At 70.0% G+C, this 14,061-nt stretch carries 15 protein-coding genes; 10 read left to right on the top strand and 5 right to left on the bottom strand.

Features of this window, described 5'->3' with window-relative positions:
* Positions 1-4 precede the first annotated feature (4 nt).
* Both HKK72_RS18860 and HKK72_RS18855 read right to left on the bottom strand, forming a co-directional pair.
* The gene (locus HKK72_RS18860; protein ID WP_187235701.1) at positions 5-1,462 is read right to left on the bottom strand and encodes an LVIVD repeat-containing protein; all 1,458 of its coding nucleotides are present in this window, start codon (positions 1,460-1,462) and stop codon (positions 5-7) included.
* Positions 1,463-1,780: 318 nt separating this feature from the next.
* The gene (locus tag HKK72_RS18855) at positions 1,781-2,206 is read right to left on the bottom strand and encodes an ABC transporter permease (protein WP_315987330.1); all 426 of its coding nucleotides are present in this window, start codon (positions 2,204-2,206) and stop codon (positions 1,781-1,783) included.
* 118 nt (positions 2,207-2,324) lie between these two features.
* Here HKK72_RS18855 and HKK72_RS41105 point away from each other — a divergent pair, with 118 nt between their 5' ends.
* The gene (locus HKK72_RS41105) at positions 2,325-2,609 is read left to right on the top strand and encodes a hypothetical protein (protein ID WP_261986961.1); all 285 of its coding nucleotides are present in this window, start codon (positions 2,325-2,327) and stop codon (positions 2,607-2,609) included.
* A 47-nt stretch (positions 2,610-2,656) separates the two neighbouring features.
* Here HKK72_RS41105 and HKK72_RS18850 read toward each other — a convergent pair whose 3' ends face one another.
* Positions 2,657-3,286, bottom strand: a complete 630-nt coding sequence (locus tag HKK72_RS18850; RefSeq protein WP_187235700.1) for a GNAT family N-acetyltransferase — start codon at positions 3,284-3,286, stop codon at positions 2,657-2,659.
* 1,411 nt (positions 3,287-4,697) lie between these two features.
* Between HKK72_RS18850 and HKK72_RS18845 the strand changes: the two genes are divergently transcribed.
* The gene (locus HKK72_RS18845) at positions 4,698-5,444 is read left to right on the top strand and encodes a maleylpyruvate isomerase family mycothiol-dependent enzyme (protein WP_187235699.1); all 747 of its coding nucleotides are present in this window, start codon (positions 4,698-4,700) and stop codon (positions 5,442-5,444) included.
* 96 nt (positions 5,445-5,540) lie between these two features.
* On the opposite strand, the gene HKK72_RS18840 is transcribed toward HKK72_RS18845, so the two are convergent.
* Together HKK72_RS18840 and HKK72_RS18835 are read right to left on the bottom strand one after the other, a co-directional pair.
* On the bottom strand, positions 5,541-5,762 hold the full coding sequence (locus HKK72_RS18840) for a hypothetical protein (protein WP_187235698.1): 222 nt from the start codon (positions 5,760-5,762) through the stop codon (positions 5,541-5,543).
* Positions 5,763-5,853: 91 nt separating this feature from the next.
* Positions 5,854-6,618, bottom strand: coding sequence for an NYN domain-containing protein (locus HKK72_RS18835; RefSeq protein WP_315987329.1), 765 nt, complete (start codon positions 6,616-6,618; stop codon positions 5,854-5,856).
* A gap of 397 nt (positions 6,619-7,015) precedes the next feature.
* On the opposite strand from HKK72_RS18835, the gene HKK72_RS18830 reads away from it, so the two are divergent.
* The 8 genes from HKK72_RS18830 to HKK72_RS18795 all read left to right on the top strand — a co-directional run.
* The gene (locus HKK72_RS18830) at positions 7,016-8,491 is read left to right on the top strand and encodes a helix-turn-helix domain-containing protein (RefSeq protein WP_187235696.1); all 1,476 of its coding nucleotides are present in this window, start codon (positions 7,016-7,018) and stop codon (positions 8,489-8,491) included.
* A gap of 222 nt (positions 8,492-8,713) precedes the next feature.
* The gene (locus tag HKK72_RS18825; protein WP_187235695.1) at positions 8,714-8,884 is read left to right on the top strand and encodes a hypothetical protein; all 171 of its coding nucleotides are present in this window, start codon (positions 8,714-8,716) and stop codon (positions 8,882-8,884) included.
* 80 nt (positions 8,885-8,964) lie between these two features.
* Positions 8,965-9,363 (top strand): lasso peptide biosynthesis protein, encoded by a 399-nt coding sequence (locus HKK72_RS18820; protein ID WP_222720876.1) that lies wholly within the window; start codon positions 8,965-8,967, stop codon positions 9,361-9,363.
* On the top strand, positions 9,363-10,853 hold the full coding sequence (locus tag HKK72_RS18815; protein ID WP_187235694.1) for a hypothetical protein: 1,491 nt from the start codon (positions 9,363-9,365) through the stop codon (positions 10,851-10,853). The genes HKK72_RS18820 and HKK72_RS18815 overlap by 1 nt, the downstream gene beginning before the upstream one ends.
* Positions 10,850-11,128 (top strand): actinodefensin-associated protein B, encoded by a 279-nt coding sequence (gene adfB / locus HKK72_RS18810; RefSeq protein ID WP_187235693.1) that lies wholly within the window; start codon positions 10,850-10,852, stop codon positions 11,126-11,128. Before HKK72_RS18815 ends, adfB begins: the two co-directional genes overlap by 4 nt.
* Before the next feature lie 3 nt (positions 11,129-11,131).
* Positions 11,132-11,935: a hypothetical protein gene (locus tag HKK72_RS18805; protein WP_187235692.1), complete on the top strand. Its 804-nt coding sequence runs from the start codon at positions 11,132-11,134 to the stop codon at positions 11,933-11,935.
* Positions 11,925-13,523, top strand: a complete 1,599-nt coding sequence (locus tag HKK72_RS42230) for an alpha/beta hydrolase family protein (RefSeq protein ID WP_187235691.1) — start codon at positions 11,925-11,927, stop codon at positions 13,521-13,523. The genes HKK72_RS18805 and HKK72_RS42230 overlap by 11 nt, the downstream gene beginning before the upstream one ends.
* Before the next feature lie 2 nt (positions 13,524-13,525).
* The coding region (locus tag HKK72_RS18795) for a hypothetical protein (RefSeq protein WP_222720875.1) at positions 13,526-14,061 on the top strand (536 nt) is incomplete at its 3' end.

The raw sequence follows: 14,061 nt of genomic DNA, 5'->3' as shown, positions 1-14,061 counted from the left end.
GATCTCACTTGTCGCAGGAGTTCCAGCAGATCTTCTTGTCGGGCTTGCCGGCCAGCTTGCCGTCGTACCGCAGTACGTCGACGCCACGGTTGTAGTCGGCGACGTAGACGTAGCCGTTGTGCCAGTAGGTGGCCGAGGCCGACCCGGCGGTCACGCCCTCGCCGGCGGGGACGCGGAAGTAGCCGACCTGCTTCGGCTTCTTCGGGTTGGACACGTCGATGAAACGCGTGCCCTGGCCGTACCACGCCTGCGCGATGATGTTGCCGTTCACCGTGAACCAGTGCGCGGAGCAGCTACCGGTCGTGCTCGAGCCCTCTTGGCCCCAGGGCGTCCAGCTGCTGACGAGGTCGAGCCGGAACGGCTTCTCCGGCGTGGACTTCCAGCTCTCGCCGTTGTAACTGCCCTTGGTCGAGGCGATCATGAGCTCGCCGGCGTCCGAGCAGGTACGGATGTCCTCTTCGGTGATGTAGAGCAGCTCGCCCTTGTCGTACCCGCCGAGCTTCTCGGTGTTGTGGTAGGCGTTGTGATCGAAGTAGGACACCGGCTCGGGGTCCACGACGGTGCCACCGGCGTACGGCACGGGGTCGTACGCCGTCGCGACGCGCTTGCGCTTCGCGACCGGGTCATAGTGGCGGCCCTGGGTCCAGTAGCCCCGGACGCCGCCGGCGCCGGAGGTCCACGCGACACCGTTCTTGTCCACGTCCACGCTGTGCACGTAGTCGGTGAGCTGGTCGAACCGGTTGAGGTCGACGGCCTGCTTGAACGTGTACGGGTGCTTGATGTCACGGATGTCGGTGACCCACACCGGTACGCCGTGCCAGTTGGCTGGGATCTCGTTGCCCGGGGTGCCCGTGTTGTACGGTCCGACCGACCACAGGTACTTGCAGTCGTTGATGCAGGTGGCCGTGTGGCCTGCGGGAACGGACTGGAAGTTGACGATCTTCGGCTTCCAGGGGTCGTTCACGTCGATGATGTAGAAACCGGACTGACCGGTGGTGAGAGTCCCGCCGAAGCCGCGAGGGTCACGGGTCATGAAGACCAGCTTGCGCTTCGGGTCGACGGTCAGGTTCTCGCCCTCCCAGAACCGGTCCTGCGTGTCGCCGGGCCGGCGAAGTTCGGCGGCCGTGACCTTCCCGACGAGAGCCGGGTGCTTACGGTCCTTGAGCGACCAGATCGCCAGGCCACCGGTGCCGTTGGCGAACATGAAGTCGTAGCCGTACTTCTTGTAGTTGATGAAGTTCAGCGCCGCGTAGCCGCTGACACCCTTGACGTTGTCGACGAAGGTGACGTCACCGGCGACCGCGGTCGTGGGGACGTTGTGGACGTCGTCCAGGACAGGGCCGCCCTGTGGCGGCTTGGGGGAGGGCGGCCTGTGCGAGTCGGCGGACGCCGACGCCATGCTCGGCAGCTGCAGTGTTACCGCCGCCGCGATTGCGGCCAGACCAGCCGCAAGCGATTTCATTCTCAATGCGTACTCCTGAACGCTCAAGGGCAGACGAGCGAACACCGGCTCTGCGGACATCGGCGAGCCGGGCTGACGTCTCCCTTGCGGATCGAGCTAAGACCCCGAGATCGGACCCATGTACCTGGGTGCCGACGTGCTCTGAGTAAAGGGGGTGACTCGCGGGAACTACCGCGTCCTCCTTCCCGTTGGCCGTAACAGGCGGTAGGAGCCGCGATTGCTGGGCAGTCGAACGGTAATGATCGTTGCGGCCCATGTCTTCGAACATCTGTCGAAACCGCTGGTCCGATGACCTGACAGACGTCGAAGCCCCGGTACTCACCCGATCCGCTGCAGGGCCTTCTCACGGCGCTCGGCCACGCGCGACCCCGACTCCCGCCGCGCCATCCGGCGCAGGACGATCGGCGCCAAGACCATGCCGAGCACGGCCCAGGTCCCCAGCAGTCCGGCGGTCTCCAGGTGACGCCAGGACCGGCCCATCTCGATGCCGACCGCGGCGTCCGGCAGCAGGGCCGACCGCATGCCCAGGCCGAGCCAGTAGATCGGGGACGCCTGCGCGACCCATTGCAGCCACTCCGGCATCGAGGTGATCGGGTAGAAGATTCCGGAGATCGCGATCATGCCCAGGACCGGTAGCTGGATCAGTCCTTGGCTGCGCGCGCTGGTGAACACCGACCCCAGGACCGCGCCGATGTCGACGACGACGTCTGGATCCGGGCGTGGACGACGGATGCTCGCAGGCACGTGATGTGGGCGGATGTCGCACAGGAGGGAGTCGAGCTCTTCGACGTCACGACACCCGCCGGAGCCCGGCTGCATCACATGGGGCGGCTTTTCGCGCGCCTCGCCGATGACATGCCCGGTGGCCCCACCCGCCGAGGCCGTCGACGACGCACTGACCGTGCTCGCCGCGCTCGTCCACGCCGGCACGCCGGTCACCGTGGAGCGGCTGGCCACCGCGTTGGACTGGCCCCCGGACCGCGTCGCCGGCGCTCTACACGACGCCGAACAGCACCCGGACATCACCGGTCCGGTCGCCCTCCTGCGCACCGAGCCCGGCGCCTACACCGTTGATGCCAGCCTCGACCGGCTCACCGCCGCCCAGCGCTTGGCCCTCGACCGTCGGATCACGCCGTCCAATGCCTAGCCCCGTATCTCGCCTGGGCCTGGCCCGCATCTCACCTGGCCCGTATCTCAGCGCTCCGGCAGGGTCGGGTGAGGATCTGTAGGCGGGATGTCGATCATGCTGCTGGTGATGGCCCAGCGTTCGTGGTCCCGCCAGGCGCCGTCGATGAACAGCAGGTCCGGCGAGTAGCCCTCTTGGCGGAAGCCGAGCCGTTCGACCAGCTTCAGGGAGGCACTGTTGCCGGGCTGGATCTGAGCTTCCAGCCGGTGCAGACGAAGCCGCTCGAAGGCATAGTGAATGATCAGGCCGAGGCCTTCGGACATGTAGCCCTGGCCGGCGGTGGGCGCGAAGGCGGCGTAGGCGAGCGAGCCATTCTGGAAGCGTCCGCGGATGATGCTGCTGATGTTGACCAGACCGGCGATGGCGCCGGTGTCGCGCAGGCAGATCAACAAGGACTCTTCGGCCGGCCCGCCATAGCGCGCGAGGTGAGCCTGGAATGCCTGCGGTGTGGCGGGCAGGGACATCCACGGCCGGTGCAGATCGGTACTGCGGGCGACCAGGTCGAGGAACTCGCTCTGGTCGCCGCCGGCGACCGGGCGCAGGGTCACTCGGCGAGAACCGTCCGGCCGGTCGGCCAGGAACGCCTCGATCGCCGCCTCGGCCTCCCCGGTGACCTGGACTCCGTTGCTTTGAACCATGGACGGAACGGTACCGGGAGCCGCCAGAACCCCTGCCGACCAGGGCCTCGATCCGGTGCTGGTCTTCAGCAGCCTTCCCACAGCCATCTGAAGAAATGGCAGTTCTTCCTACGCTCCTCCTTCATGCGCTCCCATTCCATGTCATATTTCTTGAGGGTGTTCGAGTCATTTCAAACCTTTTCCTCTAGAGCATTAAGCCCATCAGAATATCGAAGATGCGCCTTTTGGTCGCTATCCTCGTAGTAGTCGTCATAGTATATTCTGATGGCAGATTCGCTTCGCGGCTGAGTCTCGTGTATTCCTTATCGGTAAGATGTGTTCGCTTGGACTGTTCCCTGTGCTGTTCCACGATGATTTCGAAAGCGCTTTGCTCTGGAGATAGGTCCGGGCCGATCTTTACTCGCTTCGTGCTGGCGTTCAGTTCCACCCTGCCACCCCGCGGATCGTACTGTACCTTCCAGCCCTCGTGCTCGAGGCTCCAGAGAGCGCTTGATCCCGTAGAAGTCTGCATGAGAAGCGTCAGTATCGCGGCGAATTCCTTGTTGCAGGTCTCAATGTCAGATGCCTCTCCTGCCTCGCAGAGTGAAGGTGTGGGGTCATCTGGATTCCAGGCGTTTTGTGATCTGCGGGTGGGGGTGGAGGGGGATGGGACAGGAGGATCACCTGCGTCGGTGGTGGGTGAGCCCTGTGGTAACGCGGTTGTGGTGGAGGGGTGCGTCGTGGTGCGGCGTGTAGTGGTGCGGCGTGTAGTGGTGCGGCGTGTAGCGGTGCGGCGTGTAGCGGTGCGGCCCCTGGTCGTGCGGCCTGTGGGGGTGCGGCCGAAGGCGCACAGTCGGTCCTGGCGACGCGACATATCGAGGCCTCTATTCCAGCCGTCACGTTCCCGCCTATTACCGGCGTCAGGGCAGCGACAACGCCACCGATGAGGAGCACTACAGCGATATTTGAGACCGATCCCTCACCGCGATCGCGATCCCTCCTCCGCGTTTTCGCTATTCGATCCGTGTTCCCTACCTGATCCATTCGTGGAAGGTATCGAAAAGAGGTGCCGAAACTAAGGTCCGTGGGCCTATTGCAGACCTAATGCCTGCTGGACTCTTGGGTCCAGCCACGCATGACCGAAGGCCGTCTCTTTGAAGCAAGATCGGATGGGTGATACTTAAGACGCAAATATGCCGAACGCTCGGCTGTACATACGGTTGGCAGCCGAATTGCCGACCCCCTTTAAGGGACGAGGGCAATGTCGCTTCGTGGCGGTGACCATGGCTGATCGCCCGCCGGCGCCTCGGTTGGCGGGGCGAAGTCCGCGGGTGCCACCGGCGATCGCATGACCGGCGGCAACGGTGCCGCACCGCGGTACACCGGGTCGATGTCCACCCCCATACCGAACGTGATTCGGTATGGTGGTGCGATGACGGATATCTTCGATGATCTGGCGGCGGAATATCGCCAGCTTGATGCGGTGTTGGCGGCCCTGACCCAGGATCAGTGGTCCCGACCCTCCGGAGCCGAGGGCTGGACCGTCTCCGATGTCGTCCTGCACCTCACCCAGACCGAAGAAGTGATCGCCGATCCGTCCATCGGGGAGGGGAAGGTCCTTCTCTCCGCTGACGAGTCCGCTGCCGAGGCGACCGTGGACGGACTGGCCGACGAGATGGTGGCCGCCGAGCGCGGGATGCCGGCGGCCGACCTGCTGGTGCGCTGGCGCACGGCCGCCTTCGCCACTGCCGACGCGCTGCGCGCCTATCCCGCGGGTACGCGCCTTTCCTGGGTGAGGGCTCCGATCTCTCCGCGCACACTGGCCACGACCAGGCTCGCCGAGCATTGGGCACACGCCCAGGACATCACCGTCCCGCTGGGCATTTCCTACGCCGACACCGACCGGCTCCGCCATGTGGCCTGGCTCGCCCACCGCACGCTCCCCTATGCCTTCGCCGTCGCCGGACTCGCGGACGCTCCGGTCTTCTGCGATCTCACCGCGCCGGACGGAACCCGCTGGACCTTCGGCGACCCGGCCGCCCCGGCACGGATCACCGGCCCGGCCTCGGAGTTCTGCCGGGTCGGCGCCCGCCGCCTCACGCCCGAGCAGACCAGCCTCACCGCCGAGGGCCCGCACGCCGCCGACGCGCTTCGCGTGGTCCGTAACTACGCCGCCTGACTCACCCGCGCTCGGCCGATCCGTAGATCGAGACGATGAGGCCGAGACGAGGTCGTCGCGGGTCAACCGCGCGGCGGGAGCAGGCCGGTACGCGGATCAAGCCTCGCGCATCCCGAGCTCGACCCAGCTCAGACCGTCCAGCGCCGCGCGCAGGAACGTCAACTGCCGCCGGACTCCGGGAGGCTCACCGGTCGTACCCGAGGTGGCGGGCGCGATCAGCCGGACGGCACCCACCAACGCGCAGACGCTGACGACGACCGCTACCAGCCGACGCGACCATCGCAGCACTCGACGTGCTCGTGATGGCGGCCAGGACATCCGCTGATCTTAAGTCGGCGGGTACGAGGGTGACCCTCGAAGACGTCCTCGGTCATCGCGCCGGCTGATCGCCGGTCGGTGGGGCTTTGGGTCATGGATTCGCCGGGGCGGCGGCCTTGTGCTTTCTGTCCTGGCGCTTGTCGCGAGCGTAGATGATCCCCGCTTTTCCCTCGCCAGGGCTGCGGCGGTCGACCTCGAACTGCGTCGTCGCGGCCATCAGATCGCTGAGCTTGGCGTAGCCGTAGTTGCGGGAATCGAAGTCCGGGTGCTGTTTGGTGATGATGTGGCCGACGCTTGCGAGGGCGGCCCAACCGTCATCGTCGGAGGCCGCCTCCACCGCGTTACGAAGCTGGTTCATCAGTGCGGTGTCGCCCTTGAGTTTCGCGGCCGGGGTGCGCGGGGTCGGCTTGGGCACCGCGTCAGTGGGTGTGGCGGCGCTGTGCGCGAAGGTGAGGTTCTCGATGTAAATGAACTTGTCGCACGCCGCGACGAAGGGCTTGGGAGTCTTTCGTTCGCCGAACCCGTACACGGTGAGACCGGATTCACGGATTCGCGCGGCCAGGCGGGTGAAGTCGCTGTCGCTGGAGACGATGCAGAAGCCGTCGAAGCGCGCTGAGTACAGCAGGTCCATCGCGTCGATCACCATCGCCGCGTCGGTGGCGTTCTTCCCGCTGGTGTAGGCGAACTGCTGGATCGGCTGGATGGACTGTGCCAGCAGGTAGTCCTTCCAGCCTCTGAGGCTCGTTCCGGTCCAGTCGCCGTAAGCGCGCTTGACGTGGGCGGTGCCGTACTTTGCGACCTCGGCCAACAGCCCCTCGGTGATCGAAGGCTGCGCGTTGTCCGCATCGATGAGCACCGCGAGCCTGGCGGCGTTCTCGCTGACCATGCTGTTCCTCCTGATCTCGGGTGCTGGGAAGGGACGGTCGGAATGAGCCGGTGTGCCGGTCTGGTCGGTTCGATCGCAGCATATGGCCGATACATGATCAGGCTTCCACCCCGAGCGCCAACGACCGTCATCGCGAGGGTCGAGCTTCCCAGAGCCGGAGGCCCCTGCCGGAGGCGTGACCTCTTGTGCTCGCCGTGTCGGCCCTCAGGAGGCCCGTATTCAGACCGTCCGATTCCGTGCACTTCCGTCCGACCGCTGGTTCGTACATGCGGAACCCGCTTTCGATGGCCTGAGGGGACTCAGGTGAGGCCGGCGAAAGGACGGGGGCCGACCCTTCATGATCAATAGAGCTGTTCTCGGGGACGAAGTGAATACGCGCGACGGGGATCCCGGCGCCGGTCTCCCGGCCGCACCGCCGGGGGACCGGCCGTCGCCGGAGCAGGCCGGGACGCCGGAGGAGTTCATGGTCCGGCTCCGCCAGCTCAGGGAATGGACCGGACTCACCTTTCGCGACCTGGAGACGCGTAGCAGGAGGCTCGGGGACCATCTGCCGCGCAGCACCCTCGCCTCGACCCTCCGGCGGGACGCGCTGCCGCGCCAGGAGTTCGTGGAGGCCCTGGTGCGTGCCTGCGGCCTCGACCCGGCTCCGTGGGCACGCGCCCGCAGGCGGCTGGCCGTCCGCCTCGCGGCGGCCGAACCGGCGGGGGAGCGGACGTGGGTGCAGGCGGCGGAGCAGGCTCCCGTACGGGACGGCTCCGCGCCCCATCAGTTGCCGCTCGCTCCGCCCGTCCTGGTGGGCCGCGACCGCGAACTCGACCAGGTGGCCGGGATGCTGGCCGGCACGCCGGTCACCGTGATCAGCGGGCCGGCGGGGGCCGGCAAGTCCGCGGTGGGCGTCCGTGCCGCCCACCGGGCCGCCCATCTGTTCCCCGACGGGCAGCTCTACGTCAACCTGCGTGGTACGACCCCGGGCGCCGAGCCGCCGGCCCCCGCGGAGATCGCGGGCGTTCTGCTGCGGAGCCTGGGGATCGCCTGGCCGCAGGCGCCCGCGGACGCCGGGGAGGCCACGGGGCGGCTGCGGACGGCGCTGTCCGGCCGTCGCCTGCTCGTCCTGCTGGACGATGTCGCCTCCGCCGCACAGGTCCGCCCGCTGGTGCCGTGCTGCGGGCCGAGCGCGGTGATCCTCACCTCCAGGATGTCGCTGACCTCGCTGGACGGCTCCCGCCACGTCCGGCTCGACCCGCTGTCGCATGCCGAGGCTGAGGAGGTGCTGGAGCGCAACCTCGGGGCGGAGCGCGTCCGGGCCGAGCCGGAGGCCGTACGGACGCTGGCGGATCTGTGCGGGCACCTCCCGCTGGGGCTGCGGATTGCCGCGGCACGGCTGGCCGCCCGCCCCGAGTGGCCGGTGCGGGTCCTGACCCGGCGGCTGGCCGACGAGCGGCGCCGCCTCGACGAGTTCCGGGTGGACGACATGGACGTACGGGCCAGCCTGGCCGTCAGCTTCGAGGACGTGGCCGGGAGCGATGACGAGCCGGCCCGGCTGGCGGCGCGCGTGCTCGGCCGCCTCGCGGACCTGCCGGCCGGGGAGATACGGCTCCCGGAGGACGCCGTGCTGCTGGAGGTGCCCGAGGACACCGCCGACCGGGCGCTCGAACGGCTGGTGGACGCCGGTCTCGTGGAGAGCCGCACGCCGGGGTGTTACCGCGTTTCCGAGCTGGTCCGGCTCTTCGCGCTGGAGCAGAGCGAGAGCGGTGTGCGGGGCGAGAGCGGTGGGCAGGGCGAGAGCGGTGTGCGGGGCGAGCGCGGTGTGCGGGGCGGGTGCGGTGTGCGGGGCGAGCGCTGACGGCCGGCGCCCGATTTCTTCTCCGGGCCATTTCGCCAGAGGCCAGTTCTGTGTCGTCCTGGTGCGGGGATGTCCGAATGCTCGGGACAGAACGGGATAAAGCGGGACGGCGCGCAGATCTTGCCGCGGACCGCCGCCGGTCCCTAGCGTTCTGGATGTTCGAAGAAAACGGCGGATACGACCCGGCGAGGCCTTATCCGCAAATGGCGAAAGGAGAGAGTTGTGGCCACGACCTCGATTGTCGAGCGCATGGCCGGCGACGGCCTGCAGCAGCACCTGCACGCGGAGCCCACCACGGTGGCCGAGTGCCTTGAGAAGAACAAGCAGTGCTTCTTCGATGCGGACTGCTGCTGGGGTCTGCTCTGCAACTGGTGGCTCTGCGAGCCGGCCTAGCCAAGGCACCGCCGCCCGGTGGCGGAGGCGAGTTCGCCGCCGCCGGGCGTCGGGTCCTTCGAATCTTATTGGGGCATCAAATGCTGCTTGCGATAAAGGTGCTGACGGCTGCGCGCGAGGCACGCGAATTCCTGGCGAACGCCAAGGGGGCCGACGGCTTCTATCGACTGGAAACATGGCCCGAATCGCGCAGCGGAGGCCGGGCCCGAAAAGCGCGGAGAACGCGGGCCGCCGTGGCCCTGCTGCGGATCGCCCAGCGGCTGACCGTGGGGTTTCTCGACCCGGTGGACGACTCGGTGTTCCTCACCGCGGGGCTGCGCCGTCTGGGGATCCCCGCGTCGTTCCATCTGGGCCGCGAGCTGGCCCCGTCCAGGCCCCCGGCGGGCTACTTCGCCTGGGTGCAGCACGGCGATGACGTGGTGAGCACCTCCCTGCCGGTCAAGGACGAGTACATCGAGATTCACCGGTCGGTGGCGTGATGACGCACAAGCCAGGGCTGGTCCAGACGGTCACCGGCCGCGGGGTGCGCTGCGTCGACCCGGAGACGCCGGAGGCCTCGCGTGAGGCGTCCGGCGTACGGATCGAGCGTTCGCCTTCGTCGTTCGAGATCCTCCGCGAATACCCGAACGCCCGTCCCGTCTATTACCGGGTCGACCACGGCCGGCTGGAGTGGGACTTCGGTCCCGGCGGGTTCCTCCCGGCCTCCGGGCGTCCTATGCCGTCACCGGGAGCGCTGCTGGGCCTGCTCCAGGGCAACGCGCCCGCGCCGGACGCCACGTTCCTCCCTGGCGTGCACCGGCTGCCCCTCGGCACCGCCGTACGCGTGACCGAGCAGGGGATCAACGTGACCAGGCGGCAGCCCGGTCCCCCGCAACGCGAACGCCGGCGCGGGCTGGTCGAGGCCGTGGGCGAGGCGCTCGGCGACACCGACTACGCCATCGCCTACAGCGGAGGTCTCGGGTCGGCGTTCCTCGCAGCCTGCGCGCTGTCGGCCGGGCACCGCCCGCTGCTGCTCCACGCCGATCTCGGTCCCGGCGTCCACCGGACGCCCGCCCCGGACGTCCCGGGGCTCACCCTCAGGCGGATCCGGGTCGACCCGTCCGAGCTGCTGGACGAGCATCCCATCACCGGCGAGGAACCGGTCCCGCCCATGCCCGACAGGGAGGTCTCGAGAAGGCTGGCGGCCGCGCTCGCCCGGGCTGTGGGCGTGGGCGAGGCCGTCCCCCTGACCGGCGGCGCCCTGATGAAGGAGCTGGCGTCGGCGAAGCTGCCCGAGGTCAACGCGGGTGTACGGGGATGGCGGCTGCTGGGCTGCGAGCCGTTCCACGTCTCCGGGACCCTGCGGACGCTCGACGAGGCCCGGACGCTGCTCGGCAAGGGCGTGGTCCACTCGCCGGACGTGCGGCCCGCGGGAGCTCCGGCACCGCTCTCACCGACCGGCGGCGCCACCGTTCCCGGCCTGACCTCCAAGGGCACCGAGGCCCTCGAGCCGGCCCGCCGCGCGGCGATGGCGGTCTGGCGGGAGCATCTGGACTTCCTGGATCCGGTGCTCGGCAGGGCCACGGCGGGCATCGAGGAACGCGGCGACGGCGGCTTCCGGCCGCCCGCCCTGGACCCCCTGGTGCTGGCCACCCTGGCCGCGCTCAAGCCGTCCAGGCTGGGACGGATCCACGGCGGCACGTTCGAGAACCACCTGCCGCTGCACCGGGCACTGGGCAGGCACGGCATCGCCGGGGTGCGGCGGACCGCGCAGGGCCACTGGCTCAGGAAGGCGGCGGCCGCGCACCTCCACCGCGAGCGCAAGAAGATCATCGCCCGGCTGGGCCGCGAGTGCGCGCTGGCGGACCTGGGGCTCATCGACCCGCGAGCGGTGGCCGGTGTCCTGGCCGACGGGCGCGACCTGGCCGACAACGCCCTGCCGCTGCTGCGGCTGGTATGGCTCGAGCGCTGGCTGCGAGGTGGACCATGAGAATCGCGCCCGGCGCGACCCTCACCCGGCTTCCGCACGGCGGCGCCGTCCTCGTCAACGCCACGACTCTGGCGCTGACCGAGTGCGGCGAACCGGAGGCCGTGCTCATCGACCACCTCCTCGCGGACGCCCCGGGTACGGCCGCGGAGGCCACGGGGTCCCGGCCGGCGAACGGGCCGTCGCCGGCCGCCGAGCACCCACCGCTCCCGCTGCTGCGGCGGATGGCCGAGCAGCTGATCGAGTCCGGCTGGCTGCTGGACGACCGGAGGTCCTGAACGATGCTCGTCGACGCTGTGACCGCCGCGCTGGCGGGTCCGCTGATCGTCGCAGGCGCGGCCAAGCTGCTCGCGTCGCCAGGCGGGATCGACTGGCCGGTCCGTACCGGGCCCCTGCGCGCGCCATGGGGACCGCGGCTGACCGGCGGTGCCGAGGCGGCCATGGCCCTGGCGATCGTCGCCGTCCCCGGCAGGCCGGCGGCGCTCGCCGCGCTGCTCGCCTACCTCGCGCTGACCGCAGCGGCTCTCGGGCTGCGCGGCAGGCGGTGCGCCTGCTTCGGCCTGGCCCGCCTGGCGTCGGTGGGCCGCGCCCACATCGGCCTGGACGCGGTGGCCGCGCTGGTCGCGGCGGTGACCCTGGCCGCGGGTCCCGGCTCCGAACCGTTCACCCGAGCGGTGACCGCGGCCGCTGCCGCCGCCGTCACGCTGGCCGCCGTGCTTCTTCTCGACCGGCGGGCACGCCGGGATGAGAGCGCGGCCACCGCGGCCGGCTGCGACCAGCAGGTCATCGCGGTGCGGATCTACACGACCGACGATTGCCCATCGTGCCGATCGCTCAAACAGCTCCTGGAGACCATGGAGCCGGCCCGCCGGGACGCCGTCGTCACGGTTCCGGTCGGGCCCGGCGAGGAGCTGCCCGGACCGCTGTCCGGCCTGGGCGTCCCGTGCGCCCTGGCCGTCGGCGAATCGGGCGAGCCGGTCTGTACCCCCGTCGCCGGCATCGGCGCGGTGAAGGCGCTCGTCGACGGCATCGTCATCCGGAACGCCCGGAGCCTTCCCAGCAGCGGGGACATCCGTGTCGCCTGAGTGGGAACGCCGCGAGGAGGCACCGGATCGATCCGCATGGGCGACCGTCCGCACACCGGCCCTGGCGTCCATCGCCGAGCACAACCCAGCGGCGGTGCGGTGGCGCGACCTGGTGATCGATCCGGACCTGGCCGGGCTGGTGCCGGGCCGGGCGCGCCCGTCCTCGATCGTGATCGCCGATGGCGGGGGCGAGTGGCGGCTGCCCCTCGACGGTGTCCTGCCGGGCCGGCTGGCCTGGCACCCCCGGCGCCCGCTGGTCGCCGGACTGGCCGTACGGGGTCGCCGCGCGCACGTGTGGACGGCCGACCGCCGGGCCCGGACGGTCACCGTGCACGCCCACCTGCGGGCGGCGGTCTCGTTCACCGCCTACGGGCATCCGCCGGTGGCCTGGTGCGGGGATGATCGCCTTGCGTTCTTGGTCCCCGGTCCCCATCGGGACGCCGTAACGGGACCGCCGGACGGACGTCCCGTGGTCTTCGAGGCGGCTGGCCCGGGAGTCGTCTCGTTCGAGCCGCCTCCGGAAGAGCTGGAACGGCTGGCCGGAGCCAGGCTCGCCGTCGCCGACCTGAGATCGGACGCCGATGCGGGCAGGCCGCTCACCCCTCCCATGCTCGTACGGAGCCTGCTCCCGGCACCCGCGGGCAACGCCGTGCTCGTGACCCATGGCCGCTGGGCCGCCGAGGACGAGGGGCTGCGCTGGACCGATGCCCTGGTCGACCTGGACGCACCGGGCACGCCGCGTCCCCTGCCGGCCGGGAGCGAGTACGCCCGCCTCCTGGCACCACCGCCGAGTTCACCCGACGCCACCGCCGAGCCGACGGCCACGACCGGGACCGGAACCGGGGGCGGGGCCGGCGTGTCGATCCCCACCGTCTCGATCCCCGCAGTGTCGATCCCCGCCGTCTCGATCCCCGCAGTGTCGGTTCCCATGGGGGCCGGTTCGGCCGCGCTCACGCTGCCGCCCGCCGAAGCCGGTCGCCTGCTCCTGCTGTGGATACGTGCCTTCCCGCCCGGGGCCGACGCCCCGTGCGAGGCCCCGATCGATCTGGACCGGGCGGACCATCCGGTCGCGACTTTGGACCTGCCGCTGAACTGGCCCGCCGACGCCACGCTCGGCATGCTGCACGCCCAGATCATCGGTGCCGTGGAGGCGGCCCGGAAGCACTGGGACGGTCCCGTCGCCGTCGGCGGGCACAGTTTCGGCGCCACCCTGGCCCTCTACGCCCTGGCGAACATCCCCGGCCTGGTCTCCGCCGTCGTCCACAGCGGTTGCTACAACCGCACCCTGACGCCCATGGGATTCCATTACGAGAAGCGTCCGTACTGGACCGACCCGACGATCTACCACGCGTTCAGCGCCCTGCACTTCGCCGATCGGCTCGGCGGGCCGGTGCTGCTCGTCCACGGCGCCGAGGACGGCAACCCGGCCACCCCGCCCGAGCAGTCCGTGGAGCTCTACCGGGCGATCGTCGCCGCGGGCGGCCGGGCCCGGCTCGTCCTGTTGCCGTACGAGGGACACGAGTACCGCTACCGGGAGACCCACCGGGCCGTCGCCGACGAGCACCGCGCCTGGATGGCGCGATGGTGACCATGGACAAGAGCGAGGCACGGGCCCGGCGGCCGGACCTGTGGCGTTCCGCGGCCTTCGCGGTGCGGCTGGGCTGGCGGGCCGACCGCGGCTCCCTGCTGACGCTGGTCGCGGTCCAGCTCGCCGGCGCCCTCGGGCTGGGCGTGAGCCTCCTGCTGCTGCGATCCGTGCTGGGCGGTTTCACCTCCGGCGGGTTCAGTACGCGGTCGCAGGACGCCGCGCCGGTGCTCACCGGGCTGGGGGTCATGGTGGCCGTCCGTACCGCCGGCGGGATCTTCAACGCCGTCACGGCGGCGCGGCGGCGGATGCTGAGCGTGCGGATGGACCGCCACGTCATCGCGCTCGTACTGCGGGCCGCCGTCCGCGCCGACCTGCCGCGCTTCGAGGACCCCGCGTTCCACGACCGCCTGCAGCGGGCCGTCTTCGCCTCCCGCCACCAGCCCGTCATCGCCGTCACCACGCTGATCGCGGTGCTGCAGGCGCTGCTCACCGCCGCGGCCGTGAGCGCCGCGTTCGCCGTGATGGCCTGGTGGCTGCT

The sequence above is a fragment of the Actinomadura sp. HBU206391 genome, from assembly GCF_014323665.1.
Lineage (GTDB): Bacteria > Actinomycetota > Actinomycetes > Streptosporangiales > Streptosporangiaceae > Actinomadura_C.
Note: the sequence above shows the minus strand (reverse complement) of the source record. Positions and strands in the feature narration are given on the sequence as shown.

Excerpts from the sequence above, each read along its gene's own strand:
- HKK72_RS18860 (WP_187235701.1), bottom strand. The coding sequence starts at position 1,462 with ATGAAATCGCTTGCGGCTGGTCTGGCCGCAATCGCGGCGGCGGTAACA.
- HKK72_RS18850 (WP_187235700.1), bottom strand. The coding sequence starts at position 3,286 with ATGGTTCAAAGCAACGGAGTCCAGGTCACCGGGGAGGCCGAGGCGGCG.
- HKK72_RS18845 (WP_187235699.1), top strand. The coding sequence starts at position 4,698 with ATGACGGATATCTTCGATGATCTGGCGGCGGAATATCGCCAGCTTGAT.
- HKK72_RS18840 (WP_187235698.1), bottom strand. The coding sequence starts at position 5,762 with ATGTCCTGGCCGCCATCACGAGCACGTCGAGTGCTGCGATGGTCGCGT.
- HKK72_RS18820 (WP_222720876.1), top strand. The coding sequence starts at position 8,965 with ATGCTGCTTGCGATAAAGGTGCTGACGGCTGCGCGCGAGGCACGCGAA.
- HKK72_RS18815 (WP_187235694.1), top strand. The coding sequence starts at position 9,363 with ATGACGCACAAGCCAGGGCTGGTCCAGACGGTCACCGGCCGCGGGGTG.
- adfB (WP_187235693.1), top strand. The coding sequence starts at position 10,850 with ATGAGAATCGCGCCCGGCGCGACCCTCACCCGGCTTCCGCACGGCGGC.
- HKK72_RS18805 (WP_187235692.1), top strand. The coding sequence starts at position 11,132 with ATGCTCGTCGACGCTGTGACCGCCGCGCTGGCGGGTCCGCTGATCGTC.